Origin of the sequence: Mageeibacillus indolicus UPII9-5, assembly GCF_000025225.2 — a bacterium.
Classification (GTDB): domain Bacteria; phylum Bacillota; class Clostridia; order Saccharofermentanales; family Fastidiosipilaceae; genus Mageeibacillus; species Mageeibacillus indolicus.
In genome coordinates this window covers 1,738,936-1,757,519 of sequence record NC_013895.2, presented here as the reverse complement: position 1 = coordinate 1,757,519, position 18,584 = coordinate 1,738,936, and the positions used below count along the sequence as shown (strand labels likewise).

Here is an 18,584-nt window from a genome sequence, read left to right as displayed (position 1 = left end):
GCATATAAAGTTATAGAACAAAAATCATAAGATCAAATAACAAAGGAGCCTAACATGAATCAAAAAGAAAAAATACTAGAATCATGGATTATGGTGGAGCATTTATCGGAGGGAGATATTAATTTAAGAGACAAGAATATTTTAACTTTTAAAGATCTTAAAGATTATGATTTCTATGATGCATTTAAGAAAAAGATCAAATATTTTAATTTAAATCCATACCAAAAAGGCGGGATAGTTGTATATTTTGATATTTTCAAATTTACAGAAGTAATTGAATTTTTGAGAGATAAATTCAATCTTCCAGTATCCAATCAAGAAATCACTTTAGGAAACAAATTTTCATTTGCACTGTATTTCGATAAGGATTTGCAGATAAATAATGATATGACTTTTTTAACAGAAAGCTTTTATATTAGAAACTTTCATAAAATTCCTTCGGAAAAAGAGTTTAGGGAATATGATGAAGATTTCAACAAGAAAATTCAAGAAGTATTTGAATGTCCAGAGAATAAACCTTATAAAGATTGGTTCAACAAGGCTATACTGGGCATTTTAGAAACCAATAAAATAGATATTGATAATTGTAGAATGAAGCCTTTGAAAAATTTGGAGAACGATGCAATTAATCTACATTCATTTTTCATTAATGATTTGCAAAAGGCGAAATCTGTTCATTCGAAAAACTTGAATGATTATTTGCTTGGGAATTGTTCAAATAGAAAAGACTTAGATAGTAGAATCACTTCTCCTAAGTTTAATAAATATATTTTTACAGAGATTTTACAGCCAAACAACTATCCTTTGTCTAGATTTCCGAGTAATATACAATATGCACCATCTTTTATGCAACAAGTCGCAATCAATTTGTCATTAGGATTTGATTCTAATAATATGAGAAGTGTAAATGGACCTCCAGGAACAGGGAAAACAACACTTTTGAGAGACATTTTTGCACAATTATTAGTAGATCAATCCTATGAAATCACAAAACTAAACAACAAAAAAATTACGGGAAATGACGAGACTGTTTATTGGAAAAACGGATCACAAAAAGCTTCAATTGGTATACTTCCAGCAAAAATAGCAGAAAATGGGATTATTGTTGCAAGTTCTAATAATGGAGCTGTAAAAAACATTGTAGATGAACTCCCACTGATATCCGAAATCGACAATTCATTGGCAGATGAAATAAAAAGAATAGATTATTTCAAAGACATTTCTAATTCTAAACTTTTAACAGAATGGGTAGAAGAAAATGGAAAATATATAGAGAAATTAGAAGCCGAGAAACAATTAGATGAAAAATTCTGGGGATTGTTTTCTCTTGAAGGTGGAAGAAAAGAAAACATGCAGTACATAATTACTGCATTAAAATATGTGGTTGATGATTTAAAAAACAATTATATTTCTGATAATAATGTCTATAGTGAATTTGAGAAAAAATACAATGAAGCATTATCTTATAGAAATAAGAGACAAGAGATATCAGATAAATACTTCTCTTTAGAAAAATTTGAATGCGAATTATTAAACAAAAAATCAAAATTCAGTAAAAATGTAAAATTCAGAGAAAGCGAGTTCAGTAATTTAAAAAATAATGTTAATTTGAAATTAGAAGAATTATATTTGAACAAAAGTCATTTGAATCAAAAAGTAAATGAATTGAAGAACGATTCGTCAAATATAAGTGAAAATAAAAAAATGATTGAAAATAGCATTGATGTCCTCAAATTACAAAAGCCAGGATTTTTCCAATTCAGTAGGAAAAAAACATATAATGAGCAGATGAGGAAATACTCCGACGATTTAATAAAAATATTAGACCAAGAAAGATCGACAAAATTAAAGATAGGTGCTTTTATAAAAGATTTAAAACATATCGAAGATCAAATTTCTTATGGAAATAAGCTTATCGAAGATAAAAATTCAGAGATTGTTCAAGCGATTCAAAATGAGGATAACGAGATCAAAAAACTAGAAGCAAAAATAAGAGATATGAAATCTGTATTAGTAAATACAGATGTTAATGTGTTAGATTTTTCATTGCCATATGATGATTTGCAAATGAGTAATCCTTGGTTTGATGAAGCGTATCGTAGAATTCAGTCTGAACTATTCATAGTTGCACTGAAAGTTCGCAAACAATTCTTATATGAAAATATAAAAAATATTGAAGCTGCAACTAGAATATGGAACAAACAACAAAATTACTTGGATAAAAATATTATTATACAAGAAGCGTGGAATTGGATTAACATGACAGTTCCAGTTATAAGTTCCACATTTGCAAGTATGGGAAGGATGTTTTCAAATATTCAAGCAAATTCTTTGGGACATTTATTCATTGATGAAGCAGGACAAGCCTTGCCTCAAGCAAGCGTTGGCGCGATTTTTAGATGTAAGCATGTTATGGCAGTTGGAGATCCAGCCCAAATCAAACCAGTTTTAACTTTAGACTCATATATACTTAGTTTATTGGGACAAAATTATGGAGTTGGACAAGCTTATCTATCAGAAGATGCATCTACTCAAACTTTGATTGACAGTGCTAGTCAATATGGATTTTACAAAGGTATCAACAATCTTGAAGATTGGATAGGAATTCCTTTATGGGTACACAGACGTTGCAAGTATCCAATGTTCAGCATATCAAATGAAATCTCTTATGGTGGTAACATGGTTCAAGGAAATAAATCAGACGGAAAAGCAGAATGGTATGATGTTGGAGGATCTGCGGATAATAAGTATGTAAAAGAACAGGGTGAATTATTGGTAGAAAAAATCAAGAAATTAGCAGAAACCAATAAAGACATTCTAGATAAAACTAAGAAAGACCAAGTCTATGTAATATCGCCGTTTAAAAATGTTGCGTATAATTTATCCAGAAAACTTGCAACAGATCTCAACTTTACAAGATATGACAGCAAATACAGTCCGACAAATGTAGGAACAGTACACACATTCCAAGGAAAAGAAGCACCAATAGTATTCTTGGTTTTAGGAGCAGATGAAAAAAGTAAGGGAGCTGCAAACTGGGCAATGGGATCAGAAAATCCAAACATAATGAATGTATCAGCAACTAGAGCCAAAAAAGAATTTTATATAATTGGAGATAAAAAGCTGTACTCAAACTTGTGTAGTGATGTTATAGATAAAACGATAAACGAAATTAGAAAATTTAATTCAAAACCAAAAAAAAGCTAACATAAGACAAATCTCCCGAAACACTCGGGGAGTGTGTGAATAAATCGCGGAGCAATTCTTTTGCCGTACGTCTTTTAAACGCAAAAAGACAAGTTAAACAATTCGGGCGTAATCTTAAAGCTGAACTTGAAATTTACGCCTAAAATGGTTGCTATATTATGCAAGGGGGCTTTTATGATAAAAAAGAAAAGTTGCTGAAAAGTTGGTACAAGTTTCCAAGCAAGTGCCTGTAGTTACTGTAATTGGGCCAAGACAATCCGGTAAAACTACTTTAGTAAAGGAGTGTTTTCCGGAATACAATTACGTCAATAATCTTTAGCAGGTAGAACGAGCATAGTGACGCTTCTCCCATTAAGCATGGATGAACTTGCAGAAGACGGACGTCTAGGGAAATTATCTGCTGATAAGTTATTGATTCAGGGCTTTATGCCGGAATTGTATAGAGAAAATTCAAGGGAAAGCAGTGTATATTATCGTGATTACTTGAATACCTATGTAGAAAAAGATTTACGCGAAATGTTAGAAGTTAAAAATTTGGATAAGTTTCTACGATTCATAACCCTGCTTGCAGGCAGAGTTGGGCAAGTTGTAAATTTGTCTTCTATGTCCGGAGATGTTGGCGTTTCGTCTGCAACTTTGGCGCAATGGCTGTCAGTACTTGAGGCATCTTATATAGTGTATAAGTTACAGCCATATTTTTCTAACATTTCAAAACGACATACCAAATCGCCGAAAATATATTTTACAGAAATTGGATTGGCTTCATACTTATTGGGAATTGAAACAGAAAATCAAGCGAATAGAGATCCATTACGTGGAAATCTTTTCGAAAATCTAATTGTTTCGGAAGTCCTAAAATCTCGATTGAATGAGAACAAAATCCTCAGCTGTTTTACATGAGAACAGAAAAAGGGATAAAATTATTTATACAGGACAGTCTTACCCACAATTTAATGGCAATGAAACCTGATTATTAGTATGTGCACGAGGAGGTGCTTAAGGAATGGATAATAAGAAGTTTATCGCAGAGACGAAAGATGTTCGTTTAACGGTGAAACGTGCTGATACCTTTGGCGTGAGCTTTGTTAACTGTGAACAAGATATATTGAGGGTTGAGGAAGCGCAAAATGTTATAAGGCTTATTCAAACTAAAAAAGTTTCAGCTTCGAATTGGCTGAGGTGGTTTACTCAGGGTATGCCTGAAATTGTTGTGAGTTTGCCACATGATGTGGAAGTTTGTGAGGTTGAATCTGATTCTAATCAAGTGCTCATCACAGATATTGAGATTGGTGAGCTTTATGTAGAAGTGAACAATGGCAAGGTAGAAGTTGTTAATGTGAAAGCGGATGATGTCTTTCTTAAATGTTGTAATGGGTCGGCTTCAGCAACAAACGTAGAAGTAACTCATGTTTGTACACTCGATACGTTAAATGGCATGAGTATTTTAGAAGGAACAATCACCAAGGATGCAAGCCTTGAAGTAGATTGTGAGAATGGTGTCACCGAGGTTTCAGATGAGAAGAAGGTAAACTGTAAAAACGATGGATTTGCGCATTACACGGTGCACTGCCTTAATGGGAAAGCTATTGCAAAGTAGCAGACATATAGATCAAAAAAGAAGCAATAAAACTTGATATAAGTTGGAATTAGAGCGTAATTTGACAAGTGCTGTGCATTAAAGCGTACGAATTGCAGAAGCTTGAATAAAGACTTTTTAATTATAGACCCAAAAGATGAATTCTTAATTTGCTTCGTTTATAATAGAAGCAAATGCAAGAAACGATAAATTTATCGACTATAATCGAAAGGCGCGATGATATGTCATACATACTACGTAAAAAATATCTCAATAAGATCAAACCTTTTATTGACAAGCCTATTGTGAAGGTGATTACAGGTATGAGACGCGTGGGCAAGTCCACTTTGTTAAAAATGATTCAATCTGAATTACTTACAGACGTTCCCTCAAGTAATATTATTTATATTAATTTAGAATCAGCTCAATACTTATCTGTCAAAAATGATTTTGATCTGCAGCAACTAATTATGAAACGTAGTCAACAAATCGAAGGTAAAATATATTTTTTCTTTGATGAAATACAATTAGTTACTCACTGGGAGCGTGTTATAAATGCGCTTAGAGTTGATTATGATTGCGATATCTATTTGACCGGTTCTAACTCAAAATTATTGTCCGGCGAGCTTGCCACTTTGCTTGCGGGGCGTTACGTGAGTTTTGAGGTGCTTCCTTTTACCTTTGGCGAATTTGTGGATTTGTATCAAAACTTAAATTTAAGCATACAAGAATTATTTCAGCTATATATCAAGATTGGCGGTATGCCTCCTCTTCATTATTTTAATGGAGAAGAAGAGTCGAGTTTTAAATATTTAAATGATATCTACAATACTGTTGTTGTTAAAGATGTGCTTGAATATAATTCAATTCGAGATGTTGACGTGTTCAATCGCATTTTACTTTTTTGTTTAGATAATATTGGACAAAGTTTTTCGGCTAACAGCTTACGTAAATATTTTATGAGCGAAAATCGTAAAGTTTCAGTGGACACCATTTTGAATTACTTGAATTTTTGCCAAGCTGCGTATCTTCTGAAAAAAGTTCCACGCTATGACAGTGTCGGAAAAAAGTTATTGACGGTTGAGGAAAAATACTATGTAACGGATCATGGCTTTAGGCAAGCAGTAGGCTTTTCAAATGTTGCATCAATTGAACGTATTCTGGAAAATATCGTCTATATTGAGCTTTTGTCTCGTGGCTTTCAAGTTCAAGTTGGTCGTATTAACAATCAAGAAATCGACTTCATTGCTACTAGAAAAGGTGAAACTGAGTATTATCAAGTGTCTTATTTGCTGGCCGGTGAAGATACTCGTAGGAGGGAGTTTGGCGTTTATCGATTGGTTAAGGATAATTATCCTAAATATGTTTTATCGATGGATACAATGAATTTTTCACAAGAAGGGATTATCCACAAATATTTACCGGAATTTCTACTGGAAGAGAATGCGTAAAAGGTTTTGATTACATGCGATGATGACAATATCGGATCAATAAAAGTTATAGAAAATAATGGCGGAATTTTGGAAAACAAAGTGAAAAACAGCTTAGCAAGAGGAAATGTTGCAACAAGAAGGTATTGGATTAATATATAAAATTAGATACACTATTCGTTCTCTCAATATTGATTTTACAGGCTTGTTCAGTGGCTATCGTAAAAGTGCTGATAGCGATAAATATGTTTTTGCGAACAACGATTCGTGAGAACGGGATTCCTTTTTCTCTTAAATTAGAGGTTCCGAATGATACATCAATTCAAAAAAAGACCTTAAATTAGCTAAGAAACAAAATAAAAATACGGATGGTCTTTTAAAAGTAATTAATGTCATATTGAACCGGATTGGCTTTTAGTTTATGAAATTAAGAATGAAGTTCTTGTTTTGATGTTATATAGGCTGGGTTCTTGCGATTTTTGAGCGCAGTTTGGCTGTTTGAGGGAAGATGTCTACGCTCTAGGGTCGAGTGCACAGGATGTTAACGTTTTAGTCCGTGCGTGTATAGATATTTTAGATTATTAACGAGGAGATAAAGAGGACAATGGCTGTGAAAAAATCCGAGCTGTATTCAATTTTGTGGGAGGCTTGTAACAAGTTAAGGGGTGGTGTGGAGCCTTCAAGATACAAAGATTATGTGCTCGTACTTTATGTGAGCTTTAATAATCCTGATGAGCTTGGCAAAGGTAAGGAACTTGTAGATAAGGTTTCAGGTCTTTATTAAAGTATTTCAAAATACTGCTATCGATTTAACGGCATCGCTGCTTAGGGTACGAACCTAATACTAAGGGGTACGAAAATTAATAAGCTCACAGCGATGTTCATCCTAAAATTAAACTAAGAGGAATTACGCGTTACAAGAATCTTGATGTATCTGGCAGGGTTCTTTTTTATGCAACATTAAACGAATTGCCATTATCGCATAAAATTCTTGACAAATAAGTTAATCTATGATAACTTGCTACTTACCGAGAATAATCTCGGTAAAGGGAGGGAAATGATGGTCAGAGAACGATTAGATCCGGAAATGCGTAAGGAAGACATTCAAAAGGCTGCTATGGCACTCTTTTCTTCTAAGGGCTTTAACAATACGACGATGGATGAAGTTCGTGAAAAATCCGGTTTATCAGCCGGCGGATTATACTACTACTACAAAAATACGGCAGAAATCCTCTACGACATTATGGACAGAGGAAGCAGGATGCGTGAAGCGACGGTAACAAACACGGTTCAACATATGGGAAACAGGCTTACACCACACGTCTTGGCTGAAATTGTCGTCGATAAAATGTTGGCGAATAATCCTTTTACGCCTATCTATGTCATGTTTCTTGGTGAGATTAAGAAAAATGAACAGCTTAACGCATTATATGAAAAACTCAAGAGGGATTCGATTACTTACTTTAAGCATTTTATGAATGGGTACGACTGCGGATTGTTTACTGATGATGACTATGAATTTGTAACGAATCTCATCAATGCAAGCTTGTTATCCTGTGAAATTTTAGATACGCGTGAAAATTTTCTAAAGAACAGACAGCACTTGGTATCCATGCTTGAAGGTTATTTTACTCGTTTGACTTCTCAGTAAGCGGAAGTTTCAGGACTCTAAAATCTTCCATCAATTTCCGCATTTCATTCATTTACTAAGGAGGTTTTTTGATATGAACTTATTGAAAAAGTACATCGCCAAAAATAAGACCGGATACTTTTTCTCGGTTCTTTTTGCCGTTTTGGGTGTACTGGCAGGACTTTTTACCTATGTGCTCTTGAGTAAAATGATCGTTGCCCTCATTGCAGGGAATACAGATTTTGCTTTTTATACTAAAGGAGTCCTCAATATTCTCGCGCTGCTGTGCGCCAAAGAAGTTTTTATGGGTATTTCCACCACGATTTCTCATACAGTGACCTATGGTGCTTTGTGTAAAATCAGGCGAGATATCATGGAGAAACTTTTCAAAATGCCGTTAGGAAACATTTTGAATTTAAGCACAGGAAAACTAAAAGATGTCATCGTGAATCAAGTTGACAGCATGGAGACAACCCTGGCTCACCTGATTCCTGAAATGACCGCTAATATTGTTGGCCCGGCTTTACTTCTTGTTTACATGTTTGTACTCGATTGGCGCGTTTCGCTCTTGTCACTGGTCCCTCTTGTGATCGGCATATTTTTTATGGTCGGCCCGATGAAGCGCATGCCTAAAATGTTTCCCAAAGCAGTCAAAATCGGTCAAGACATGAACAACTCGATTGTGGAATATATCAACGGCATCGAGGTCATTAAGTCTTTTAATCAAGGCGATACATCCTATAAAAAATACAGCGATAATGTTTATGCCAAAGCAGATTATTACTGCAAGTGGATGGGCTTGAACAACAACGACTATGCGGTGAGTATGTCGCTTGCACCGATGGGTATTTTAACCATCATTCCGTTTGGCCTTTTCTTCTGTATGCAAGGTAGCCTAAGCGGCGCTCATCTTTTGATGTTGATTATTTTATCGTTTGGCACAATCTCAAATATCATGCAGGTGATGTCTTATGAGGACGATATGGGTCGCATCAAAACCATTGCCGGTGAGATTGAAAAAGTTCTCAACTCAAAAGAGTTATCCCACGCAACCGGTACACAAAACATTTCACGCTATAACATCACTTTCGATCACGTGTATTTCTCTTACGATGACAACAAACAGGTTATCAAGGATGTCAATCTGCACATCAATGAAGGTAGTGTCAATGCACTCGTCGGGTATTCTGGCTCAGGGAAATCGACCGTTGCAAAGCTCCTCGCCGGATTTTGGGATACAGATAGTGGCACCATAACAATTGGTGGCATAGCTCTCAAGGATATGCCTTTAGAACAGCTTTCAGACGCTATTTCTTATGTATCTCAAGACAATTATTTGTTTGATATTTCCATCAAAGATAATATTCGCATCGGCAAAAAAGATGCAACGGATGAGGAAATTATAGATATTGCTAAAAAATCGGGCTGCCACGATTTCATTATGAAGCTCTCACAAGGCTATGAAACGGTTGCCGGAGAAGGTGGCGGGCATCTCTCCGGCGGTGAACGCCAACGCATCTCTATTGCACGCGCCATGCTCAAAGATGCACCGATTGTCATTTTGGATGAAGCCACTTCCTATATCGATCCAGAAAATGAAGCTATTTTGCAAGATGCCATCGCCACATTGGTAAAAGGCAAAACGCTCATTATTATCGCCCATCGACTGAAAACCATTGCAGATGTGGATCAAATATTTGTAATCCATGATGGATATGTTGAAAATCACGGAACACACGATGAACTATTAAAAGATTCTCCGGTTTACCAAGAATTGTGGAGTGCGGCCATGCGAGGTGAAGAAAATGATTAATATATTTAAGAAGTTATGGAAATTTGCAGAGCGTGAGCAAGGAATGATTCGCTCCTCGGTGATCTGGAGTTTTTTGGGCGCGATTTTTAACGTTTTTCAATTTATGGCCATCTATTTGGTCATTGCGGCGATTATAAAGCAGGAAATTACGTGGCAGACGATTGGTATGTGCAGCGCATTCTTATTGCTTTCCTTACTGGGCATCATTATTTCTAAGAAAAATTCCATGCTTAAGCAAACGCATGCCGGCTATTTTACAGCCGCAAATAAACGTATCGCTATGGGAGAAAAAATCAAAAAAGTGCCAATGGGCTTTTTCAATGATTTTAGCTTAGGAAATTTAACGGCCATTGCGACGACAAAGTTGGACAGTCTCGAAACTTGGGTGCCCACACTTTTTATTATGGTATTCAGCGGTCTTCTTGTAACCGTGGTATTTATTCTGTCCCTTTTTATGCTGTATTGGAAAATTGCACTCATTGCTATCGCTGGGTCTTTGATTTTCTTGGCGGCGGCCGTTTTAATGCAGCAAAGATCTAAAAAGAGTTCGGATCGAGTTTCTATTGTACAAAACGATCTCACGAAAGAAGTGCTGGCAACCTTGCAAGGTATGCAGATCATCAAGTCCTATAACTTGGGCGGACAAAATAACAACAAGCTGGATCAAAGTTTTGAAGAAACAAAAAAATCGACGTTGAGCCTTGAAAGGGCCGTTACGCCTTACACGGTACTGCTGAAAATCATCATTGCTATCACGATTTCGGTTATGATTGCCACAGCACTTTCATGCTACTTTTCGGGAGAGCTTTCTTTGGACTATACCATCATGACGCTGGTTGCCAGTTTTGTGATTTTTAACAGTTTATTGGCTTCTGGTAGTGCTATGGCCATGCTTAGAACCATTGACAACGCGATGGATTCTTATGATTACGTCAATCAAATGCAAGATATGCCGGAAGGTCATATCAATGATGCACTTCAGCAACACGATATTGAATTTAAAAATGTTTCCTTTGCCTATGGCGAAAAGCCAATCTTAAATAATGTGTCTTGCTATATCCCCGAAAGATCAATGACGGCTATCGTAGGGCCGTCTGGTTCAGGGAAAACAACTTTTTGCAATTTGATCTCTCGCTTTTGGGATGTCAATTCAGGAGAGATTCGCCTTGGAGGAAAGAACATAAAAGATTACTCCCTTGAAAATCTCATGAAGCATATTTCGATGGTCTTCCAAGATGTCTATCTTTTTGCCGATACGATTGAAAACAACATTAAATTCGGATGCCCAAATGCCAACCGCGATGATGTGATTGCGGCGGCAAAAAAGGCCCAGTGCCATGACTTTATTTCCGCCTTGCCCGATGGCTATCAGAGCATGATCGGAGAAGGTGGAACAAGTCTTTCCGGCGGTGAAAAACAGCGCATCTCCATTGCCAGAGCAATGCTGAAAGATGCACCGATTATCATCTTTGATGAAGCTACTGCAAATGTTGATCCGGAAAACGAAGACAAGCTGAAAGCAGCCATTGAAGCCCTTACTCAAAACAAAACCGTCATCATGATCGCGCACCGCTTGAAGACGATCCGTAATGCAAACCGGATTTTGGTACTGAACAAAGCAGGGATTGAGCAGTGCGGCACACATGATGAATTGATGCTGCAAGGAGGTCTTTATCGAGCTCTTATCGAATCGAGAAGCAAGGCTGAAAGCTGGAGATTCGCAAATTAAAGTTGAACTTAATAGCTGGAAGTTGGAAAGCAAAGAAACAAATCAAGTGTACAAGTTGGCAAGTAAACTTATTAGCTGACAACTCCCAGCTTATCGATCTTAGAAAACTATAAGTTTCTAATAGATAAAACCTATAAAACTTGTGCAGATATTTTAGGGTAGGAAAAGATATCTTCCTCAGTGTCGTCGATGACAACGTAAAAAAACAGAAAAGTTGCGTACGCTAATCCTGTAGTAGGGGTGTTCTAGGGTTGTTGATGATTGGTAAGGAGCAAATAAGAGGGGCGATTCAAGTCGTTTATCGATTGCTGATTCTATATCGTCAACAAGTCTGTGAGCAGTTTTGGGATTTTGCAGTGTATTGGTTATATAGTCAAGTGTTTCTAATAAATCTTCTTTGAATAGTGGTAGAAAGGTTAATTTAAAGGTACTGCAATCCAGTTTGCTGTTTAAAGCTTTGGAATTTCCGCTCAAAGAAATTAAGGAGAAACAGCGAGGAAACAAAAATGTTCCATCAACAACTCATGCTGATTTTTGCAGAATTTGGCAAGGTAAAATCACAACACAGCGATTCAGTTGAAGTTCAGGCTTTGGTAAAGAAACTGCAGGAATTTATTACAGCTAATTTCTATTTTGCACCCAGGTTGCGAGGTGGGAAAATAAGGTTTAGGCTAATTATCATGGTGAGAAAATCTAGAATTTATTAGTCTAAAAATAAGGAGGCTTGTTTATGACTATTGTCTCATTATTAGCAGGCATTACATTGACAATTGTAGGGATATTGATATGGAAATTTAAATTAGTAGGAATTTTAGCTGGATATACTCCGAAATCAGGTGTTGATGAAACTCGATTGGCGACAATGTCCGGTCTGTTGTTATTGCTGCTTGGACTTTTGCTATTAGTAGAATCATTCTTAATATTAAAAGGAATAATAATGGCAGAGAAAGCTATTTTTGTGGTGGTAGGAACCATAATTATAGGTGTAATTGTAGTTGCAGTTGTAACTTCATATTATTCTAAACATTAAGGTTTTAGATGAATCAGATGCGGAAACACATGAATGGCTAAGAAGGAAAACAGGGCCATTTGAAATAATTTCTGTAAAAAGCAGAACCTAATAAAACCAATGTCAACATTGGCTTTTAAAAACAACTGTGAGATGCGGCTTGCGTTCTGTAGAGACATATCTCGGCAGCGGAATATAGAAAGGTAATCATCGGACTTATCTTTCTGCATTAACTTCAAAATCTAAGGCATTAAAAATCTATCGTCTTTTTAGTTTAAGAAACTATAAAAAGTAAAGCGAGCTTGACAAAAAAAGCAAAGTGAACTATACTACGCATGTAAAGCAAGCTTGCTATTGAAGGAGGAAAATGAAAAATACAATTTCTCAATTAAGAAAGCAGCATAAAATAACTCAAGAAGAATTGGCAAATGAAGTTGGAGTAACAAGACAGACCATAACTTCCATTGAAACCGGAAAATATATAGCGTCACTGCCGTTGGCTTTTAAAATTGCTAAGTTTTTTGATATGAGTATTGAAGAAATATTTAGTATAGAAGAGGATGATTAATATGAACAAATTAGAAAAATATAAAAAAGAAATAGGATTTAGAATTAGTATTTTAGTCTTATTATGTATGGTTGCCTTACTCACAGTTATTATTGGAAATTTTTACTTAAAATATAAATTTCCATTAAAAGAAGATGTGACAGATTATGTAGTAGGATTTTTTATTGGACTTGAACTTGTATCTGTATTCTACATGTCAATGCTTAGTAGAGCATATAGAAATAGAGATGTATTGGAGAAGATGTATACTAAAGAAACAGATGAAAGAATGATATTAATAAAGATGAAGTCAGGATCAAATATAATACCTATATTTTCAATGGTTATTGTAATAGTTTCTTTAATTGTAGCATATATAAGTTATGAAGCCTTTTTAGCGTTAATAATAGTTGCATTTGTACAAATACTATTTTCTAAATTATTAAAAGTATATTGGTCGAAAAAGATTTAAAAATATCATAGTAAAGGTATTAGACGATAGACAGTTAAAACTCTATCGTCTTTTTTTATACTCAAAATTAGGAGGAAAAAATGGTAAGGAGAAGAAGCGCACTTAAAACAAATTGCTCAGGATATGGAGAAAAAGTGCGCGTGTGCTAAGAAAATGCCATGTTACGATTCGTAACGCTTGTGTTCTCGTTCGTTCCTTTTTTATTCATATGTTGCGCGTTAGCATGTAATTACGCAGTGCGATTATTAATTGCATTACGAGCAAAACAAATAATCATTAAGAACGAAAACTCATAGCCAATGAAAGGAGTTATACGATGTTGTTAGGAGAAAAAATCAGAAATGCGCGCGTGGAAGCGGGTTTAACTCAGGAAGAACTTGCTGAAATGATTATGGTATCGCGTGCTGCGGTAGCGAAGTGGGAAGGTGGTCGCGGTCTGCCGGATGTTGCAAATTTGAAGATGATTGCGGATGCGCTGGGTGTCACTGTCGACTATTTGTTGGATAAAGACAATGCTATTGATTTGTCAATCATTAAGAAGCCTATTGATTTAGCGAAGTATGCTCTTAATGCAAAATTGGGTGTACGTAAGAAAATCAAAATAAAGGAACAAATTGTTCGCGATGAATATCCAGACGCTGAAATTATTATGCTCACGGTGACGAAGTTTATTCCCAATTCGTCTGAAAAGTTTATGGATAATTTTATCGGGTTTATTACTACTTTGTTCGGAGGCATTCCTTTGTTTGATACGTTTGCATTCGGTAAAGCGGTAGAGAGTATTGGCAGTGAACAGTATTACTTGGTGAATAAAAAAGAAAAGCAATTTTTTGTGCTGATAACGGATGAGTATATTATTAGCAGAATGATGCGAGTAAAGTTCACTGATAAGAAGATGTGTGTTGGGGATAAGGAATTTACGCAAGTTGGTAAGTTGCGTGATAAGTAAGAACTGGTAGTTGGCCGGGAATTGATCAGAAGAATGTGGTTTTCGGTTTTGATTTCCGCATTCTCCTGATTTTTATTTTCCGGGTTTTGTACATACTTTTAGTGTTTTTACATGGCAGTTGATTATAAGAAATGAAAACAGATATACTCGTATAATTCACTAAGATTAAGGAACGCTTGCGGAGAATAGATGATGTTATAAGTTGTACTCATGCACCATATTCCTTTGCAAAGAACTGATCTACTTCATCTGCACTATAAGATTTGCCGGATCTTAGAGAGTCTAAGCCTTTCTGCAATTCCTTATCTAACTCATCTCTTGTTAAGTTACCTAAAGCAGTAGGTTTATTTACTGGCAGGCGAAGTTCAAAGGACATGCCTTTTTGTAAAACGATTTGACTATAAAGCATTTGAATCGCAGAAGACGGTGTTATGCCAAGCCGGTTTAAAATGTTTTCAGCATTTTCTTTAAGTGTGGTGTCGATTCGTGCATATACAACATTTGGAAGTCACTATTTTACAGATACGATGTTTTGATGTTGACGGTTGCCAAAATGCAATGTATAATTGCAAGCGTTGAAGGAGGGATTGATATGAGCTGGCAAGAAAAAGTTGAAAACTTAATGTTGGACAGAGGCATCAATCAAAAGCAGCTATCACAATTAAGCGGTATTACAGAAAGTTCTGTATCGCGGTATCTTCGTTCTGAGCGTAGGCCACGACTTGATATTGTTGTGAACTTTGCAAAGGCATTTGGTGTTGCAACCGAGTATCTTCTTGATGAGGGGGAAGATAGTGAAACAAGTGCTTATGAAACAAGTGCTTATGAAACAAGTGCTTATGAAACAATTTCTACTGCGATTGCCAGGAAAGGTGGAGAGCTGACGGCTGAAGAAAAAAATGAGCTTATCGCACTACTTCTTGGGAGTAAAGCAGATGTATAGGAGTGGAAGTGAGTATGACAAACTGGATAAGTTGATTTATTCAATATACGACGATTACAATATTGATAAATTCCCGATAGACGCGAAAGAGCTTTGTCGGAAGATGAAAATCGCTCTTGTTCCCTATTCTGCTTTTTCCGATGAAGCTAAAAAATTGTTGCATAAGAAATCAAAGCACGCATTCTTTGTTAAAGAGTCTAAAGAAAACCCTCCAACCATTTATTACAATGACCTGTTTGAATCAGAAGGTGCAATCCGTCTTTCTATTTTTCATGAAATTGGGCATTATATTTGCGAAGATGAAGATGATTCTAAAGATGATTTAGCTGATTATTTTGCACGGCATTTTATGTGTCCAACAGCTTATCTTATGTTGAAGGGCATAGAATCTGCCAATGAGATTGTGGCATTTTGTGGTGTAAGTTTTGAAGCTGCGCGCAATGCAAGCGCGAATATTACAAGTCGTAATAAAAAATTCGGATTTAAATTATTTAGTCATGAAGAAGAATTTATAAAAAAGATTGATCCGATAGCATTTGGGTTTTATGAATTGACAGAAAAGGGGGGACAAACGTGAATGAACTAGTAAATTAAAACGCTCCTGAATTGTTGGAGCAATTCAAAAGCGTTTTATGTAGGCGTTATAAAACACCCATCTAAGCAATGAACATTTTATCACGCCTACTAAGTAACTACAAGAAAAATATGGAAATAAAACCTGTTTTTAAGAACAGGTAGAAAGGCGTGGTATATGGTGAAATTAAATATAAATAAAGCTCTTCACCGTACGCATATGGTGAAGTCAATTTGCTGTTGTTCATTCTAACGAGGGAGCATACACAAAGCCACAGAAGGATAATCACATCCGCTTGAAATCCGGTGGCCATGGTCAGACAGGACTTAAAGAATTGGATAAATACGGCATTGAGTATCATATCGTGAAAACATATCCCAATGGCGTAAGAGTTGGATATGTGCCAGATCATAAGAAACCTGTAAAACAAGAGGGTACTAATCAAGCGTGGTTTCCTGCACATTGGACAACCAAAGACATTAAACATGCAGGTGAACATGTTGCTAATTTAAAGGGAAATAAGCATGTGAAGGATGGAGTTATCGTATTTGGTAATTGGAAAGGCGTGCGTGTTGGAGTTATACGAACACACGGTCAAATCGGCACAATCTTTCCCGATTCAAATCAACCAAGTAATAAAAGAGGGCGAAATAATGGATGTACAAAAGTTTAAAGAAGTGCTTAAAAGACGTGATGAGACACACAGTGAATATACTTACGGACTAGAAATGTGTTGGAAGGAGGAAGTTGAAATATTGTCTAAAGATATACCATCAACTATCGAGTACTTGCAAAACAAATGCACGGCAGATGAATTTGTATGGATTAGCGAAATTATTGATGATCTGGCTGAAAAGACACGAAGCAGAGAACTTGTAGAGTGTTATAAAAATTTGATGAATAAATATCCAGAAGAAACTAAAGAATATCACATTGGCTTTTGTGTAGAGTGTGCTGAAGATTTTCTTGAGGATACTGATAAATCTTCTGATTCAAATCAAACAAGTAAGAAAAGAGGTAATAAATAATGGATGTACAAAGGTTTAAAGAGGTAATTCAAAAACGGATTAACACTGTTGACGAATACTACGTTGGCGTAGAGGAATGTTGGAAAGAAGAAATAGAAATATTGTCGGAAGACGTGCCTTCTACGGTCACATACCTAAAAAACGAGTGTACAGCAGATGAATTTGCTTGGATTTGCGAAATCATTGATGACCTAGCAGCTAAAACACAGAGCAGAGAAATAGTAGAAGCGTACAAAAATTTAGGGAAAAAGTATCCGGATATGGCAAAAACTTTTAGCTTTGAGTTCTGCGCTTCGTATGCAGAAGAAGCACTGGAAATTGCGTTACAAAACGATGTAAATCACGTCGATTCAAATCAACCGAGTAAGAAAAGAGGTAATAAATAATGGATGTACAAAGGTTTAAAGAGGTAATTAAAAAGCGCAATGAAACGCATGATGAATATGATTATGGCGTAGAAATGTGTGACAAAGAAGAAGTTCAAATATTAGCTGAAGATATACCGTCAACTATCGAGTACTTGCAAAATCAATGCACGGCAGATGAATTTGTATGGATTAGCGAGATTATCGATGATCTAGCTGAAAAGACACGAAGCAGAGAACTTGTAGAGTGTTATAAAAATTTGATGAATAAATATCCAGAAGAAACTAAAGAATATCACATTGGCTTTTGTGTAGAGTGTGCTGAAGATTTTCTTGAGGATACTGATAAATCTTCTGATTCAAATCAAACAAGTAAGAAAAGAGGTAATAAATAATGGATGTACAAAAGTTTAAAGAGGTAATTAAAAAGCGCAATGAAACGCATGATGAATATGATTATGGCGTAGAAATGTGCTGGAAAGAAGAAATAGAAATCATGTCGGAAGACGTGCCTTCAACTGTTACGTATTTGAAAAATGACTGCACACCGAAAGAATTTTTTTGGATCAGCGAAATCATTGATGACCTAGCTGTTAAAACACGAAGCAGAGAAATAGTAGAAGCGTACAAAAATTTAGGGAAAAAGTATCCAGATATGGCGAAGACATTTAACTTTGCCGGCTGTGTGAAGTATGCCGAAGCAGCATTGGGAGAGGACGCTAATGCCTAAAATAGAAACGCTTGTAGATGAAGGTTTCAGAGTTTCCTTAATTGAAACAGCATTCTTTGATGGAAAATTTGAAATACCACACATTCGTTGGGGCGATGAAAGAACGTATAGCAATGAGTTACTGGGAGAAAAAGTAGCTTTTCAGGGCGTAGATAAAAATAGCATAGTTTCAATTGTAAGCAAACTATTGATAATGACTGCAAATAAGTGAAAAACAAAGAATTTAGACTGGCTTTCAAAAATAACCTAATAATCTCACATTAGCAGCAGAATGGCCAAATACTTGAACAGAAACTTGACAAGTGCTTGAATAAATTACAGACAAATACATGAATAAAAATTGGACAAATGCTTGAATAACTTATAAAATCCACTTAAGTATTGAGTATGCGAGGAAATAGTGAAGGAGTATTTACATAGAATTGCATATAAATTATTGGAAGAACGATTAGACGCAAGCAGTACCGAATGAACTTGACGAGTCTATGCATACGGGTACAGGAAGAATTTCCAGGCTTTTAATGCGACCTATGAGTTTATATGTGATTTAAATACCATGGGAATTTTGTTTGAAAACTTATG

At 35.8% G+C, this 18,584-nt stretch carries 21 protein-coding genes and 2 pseudogenes; 22 read left to right on the top strand and 1 reads right to left on the bottom strand.

Going from position 1 to position 18,584, the window contains the following annotated elements; translation table 11 throughout:
- Positions 1 to 54: 54 nt before the first annotated feature.
- The 14 genes and pseudogenes from HMPREF0868_RS07460 (at position 55) to HMPREF0868_RS07400 (ending at position 14,362) form a co-directional block, all read left to right on the top strand.
- Entirely contained in the window at positions 55 to 3,207 is a 3,153-nt protein-coding gene (locus HMPREF0868_RS07460; protein WP_012994132.1) for an AAA domain-containing protein, read from the top strand.
- A gap of 357 nt (positions 3,208 to 3,564) precedes the next feature.
- A complete protein-coding gene (locus HMPREF0868_RS07455) occupies positions 3,565 to 4,107 on the top strand; it encodes an ATP-binding protein (protein WP_049779020.1) in 543 nt (180 codons plus the stop codon).
- A 103-nt stretch (positions 4,108 to 4,210) separates the two neighbouring features.
- On the top strand, positions 4,211 to 4,804 hold the full coding sequence (locus HMPREF0868_RS07450) for a DUF4097 family beta strand repeat-containing protein (protein ID WP_012994130.1): 594 nt from the start codon (positions 4,211 to 4,213) through the stop codon (positions 4,802 to 4,804).
- 221 nt (positions 4,805 to 5,025) lie between these two features.
- Positions 5,026 to 6,234, top strand: coding sequence for an ATP-binding protein (locus HMPREF0868_RS07445; RefSeq protein ID WP_012994129.1), 1,209 nt, complete (start codon positions 5,026 to 5,028; stop codon positions 6,232 to 6,234).
- Positions 6,235 to 6,609: 375 nt separating this feature from the next.
- Positions 6,610 to 6,696 (top strand): type II toxin-antitoxin system RelE/ParE family toxin, encoded by an 87-nt coding sequence (locus HMPREF0868_RS08760; protein WP_338037243.1) that lies wholly within the window; start codon positions 6,610 to 6,612, stop codon positions 6,694 to 6,696.
- Between the two features lie 121 nt (positions 6,697 to 6,817).
- Positions 6,818 to 6,997: a DNA methyltransferase family protein gene (locus HMPREF0868_RS07440; protein ID WP_012994127.1), complete on the top strand. Its 180-nt coding sequence runs from the start codon at positions 6,818 to 6,820 to the stop codon at positions 6,995 to 6,997.
- 276 nt (positions 6,998 to 7,273) lie between these two features.
- The gene (locus tag HMPREF0868_RS07435; protein ID WP_041705732.1) at positions 7,274 to 7,864 is read left to right on the top strand and encodes a TetR/AcrR family transcriptional regulator; all 591 of its coding nucleotides are present in this window, start codon (positions 7,274 to 7,276) and stop codon (positions 7,862 to 7,864) included.
- A 73-nt stretch (positions 7,865 to 7,937) separates the two neighbouring features.
- A complete protein-coding gene (locus HMPREF0868_RS07430) occupies positions 7,938 to 9,656 on the top strand; it encodes an ABC transporter ATP-binding protein (protein ID WP_012994125.1) in 1,719 nt (572 codons plus the stop codon).
- Positions 9,649 to 11,385 (top strand): ABC transporter ATP-binding protein, encoded by a 1,737-nt coding sequence (locus HMPREF0868_RS07425; protein WP_012994124.1) that lies wholly within the window; start codon positions 9,649 to 9,651, stop codon positions 11,383 to 11,385. Before HMPREF0868_RS07430 ends, HMPREF0868_RS07425 begins: the two co-directional genes overlap by 8 nt.
- A gap of 491 nt (positions 11,386 to 11,876) precedes the next feature.
- Positions 11,877 to 12,092, top strand: a pseudogene (locus HMPREF0868_RS08820) (hypothetical protein); the annotation flags it as partial.
- Positions 12,093 to 12,115: 23 nt separating this feature from the next.
- A complete protein-coding gene (locus HMPREF0868_RS07415) occupies positions 12,116 to 12,415 on the top strand; it encodes a DUF3784 domain-containing protein (RefSeq protein WP_012994122.1) in 300 nt (99 codons plus the stop codon).
- 346 nt (positions 12,416 to 12,761) lie between these two features.
- On the top strand, positions 12,762 to 12,962 hold the full coding sequence (locus HMPREF0868_RS07410) for a helix-turn-helix transcriptional regulator (RefSeq protein WP_012994121.1): 201 nt from the start codon (positions 12,762 to 12,764) through the stop codon (positions 12,960 to 12,962).
- 1 nt (position 12,963) lies between these two features.
- Positions 12,964 to 13,413 carry a hypothetical protein gene (locus HMPREF0868_RS07405; RefSeq protein ID WP_012994120.1) on the top strand — a complete coding sequence of 150 codons (450 nt, stop codon included), beginning with the start codon at positions 12,964 to 12,966 and terminating at the stop codon, positions 13,411 to 13,413.
- Positions 13,414 to 13,729: 316 nt separating this feature from the next.
- Positions 13,730 to 14,362, top strand: a complete 633-nt coding sequence (locus HMPREF0868_RS07400) for a helix-turn-helix domain-containing protein (protein ID WP_012994119.1) — start codon at positions 13,730 to 13,732, stop codon at positions 14,360 to 14,362.
- 208 nt (positions 14,363 to 14,570) lie between these two features.
- On the opposite strand, the pseudogene HMPREF0868_RS07395 reads toward HMPREF0868_RS07400, so the two are convergent.
- A pseudogene (locus HMPREF0868_RS07395) lies at positions 14,571 to 14,849 on the bottom strand (type II toxin-antitoxin system RelB/DinJ family antitoxin); the annotation flags it as partial.
- A 105-nt stretch (positions 14,850 to 14,954) separates the two neighbouring features.
- On the opposite strand from HMPREF0868_RS07395, the gene HMPREF0868_RS07390 reads away from it, so the two are divergent.
- The 8 genes from HMPREF0868_RS07390 (at position 14,955) to HMPREF0868_RS07355 (ending at position 18,213) form a co-directional block, all read left to right on the top strand.
- Positions 14,955 to 15,305 (top strand): helix-turn-helix domain-containing protein, encoded by a 351-nt coding sequence (locus HMPREF0868_RS07390; protein ID WP_041705731.1) that lies wholly within the window; start codon positions 14,955 to 14,957, stop codon positions 15,303 to 15,305.
- Positions 15,298 to 15,882, top strand: a complete 585-nt coding sequence (locus HMPREF0868_RS07385; protein WP_012994116.1) for an ImmA/IrrE family metallo-endopeptidase — start codon at positions 15,298 to 15,300, stop codon at positions 15,880 to 15,882. The genes HMPREF0868_RS07390 and HMPREF0868_RS07385 overlap by 8 nt, the downstream gene beginning before the upstream one ends.
- 292 nt (positions 15,883 to 16,174) lie before the next feature.
- Positions 16,175 to 16,552, top strand: coding sequence for an EndoU domain-containing protein (locus tag HMPREF0868_RS07380; RefSeq protein WP_198300176.1), 378 nt, complete (start codon positions 16,175 to 16,177; stop codon positions 16,550 to 16,552).
- Positions 16,533 to 16,907: a hypothetical protein gene (locus tag HMPREF0868_RS07375; protein ID WP_041705729.1), complete on the top strand. Its 375-nt coding sequence runs from the start codon at positions 16,533 to 16,535 to the stop codon at positions 16,905 to 16,907. Before HMPREF0868_RS07380 ends, HMPREF0868_RS07375 begins: the two co-directional genes overlap by 20 nt.
- A complete protein-coding gene (locus HMPREF0868_RS07370; RefSeq protein WP_012994113.1) occupies positions 16,907 to 17,293 on the top strand; it encodes a hypothetical protein in 387 nt (128 codons plus the stop codon). Before HMPREF0868_RS07375 ends, HMPREF0868_RS07370 begins: the two co-directional genes overlap by 1 nt.
- Positions 17,293 to 17,667, top strand: a complete 375-nt coding sequence (locus HMPREF0868_RS07365; protein WP_012994112.1) for a hypothetical protein — start codon at positions 17,293 to 17,295, stop codon at positions 17,665 to 17,667. Before HMPREF0868_RS07370 ends, HMPREF0868_RS07365 begins: the two co-directional genes overlap by 1 nt.
- On the top strand, positions 17,667 to 18,002 hold the full coding sequence (locus HMPREF0868_RS07360) for a hypothetical protein (RefSeq protein ID WP_012994111.1): 336 nt from the start codon (positions 17,667 to 17,669) through the stop codon (positions 18,000 to 18,002). The genes HMPREF0868_RS07365 and HMPREF0868_RS07360 overlap by 1 nt, the downstream gene beginning before the upstream one ends.
- On the top strand, positions 17,995 to 18,213 hold the full coding sequence (locus tag HMPREF0868_RS07355) for a hypothetical protein (protein ID WP_012994110.1): 219 nt from the start codon (positions 17,995 to 17,997) through the stop codon (positions 18,211 to 18,213). The genes HMPREF0868_RS07360 and HMPREF0868_RS07355 overlap by 8 nt, the downstream gene beginning before the upstream one ends.
- The last annotated feature ends 371 nt before the right edge of the window (positions 18,214 to 18,584 follow it).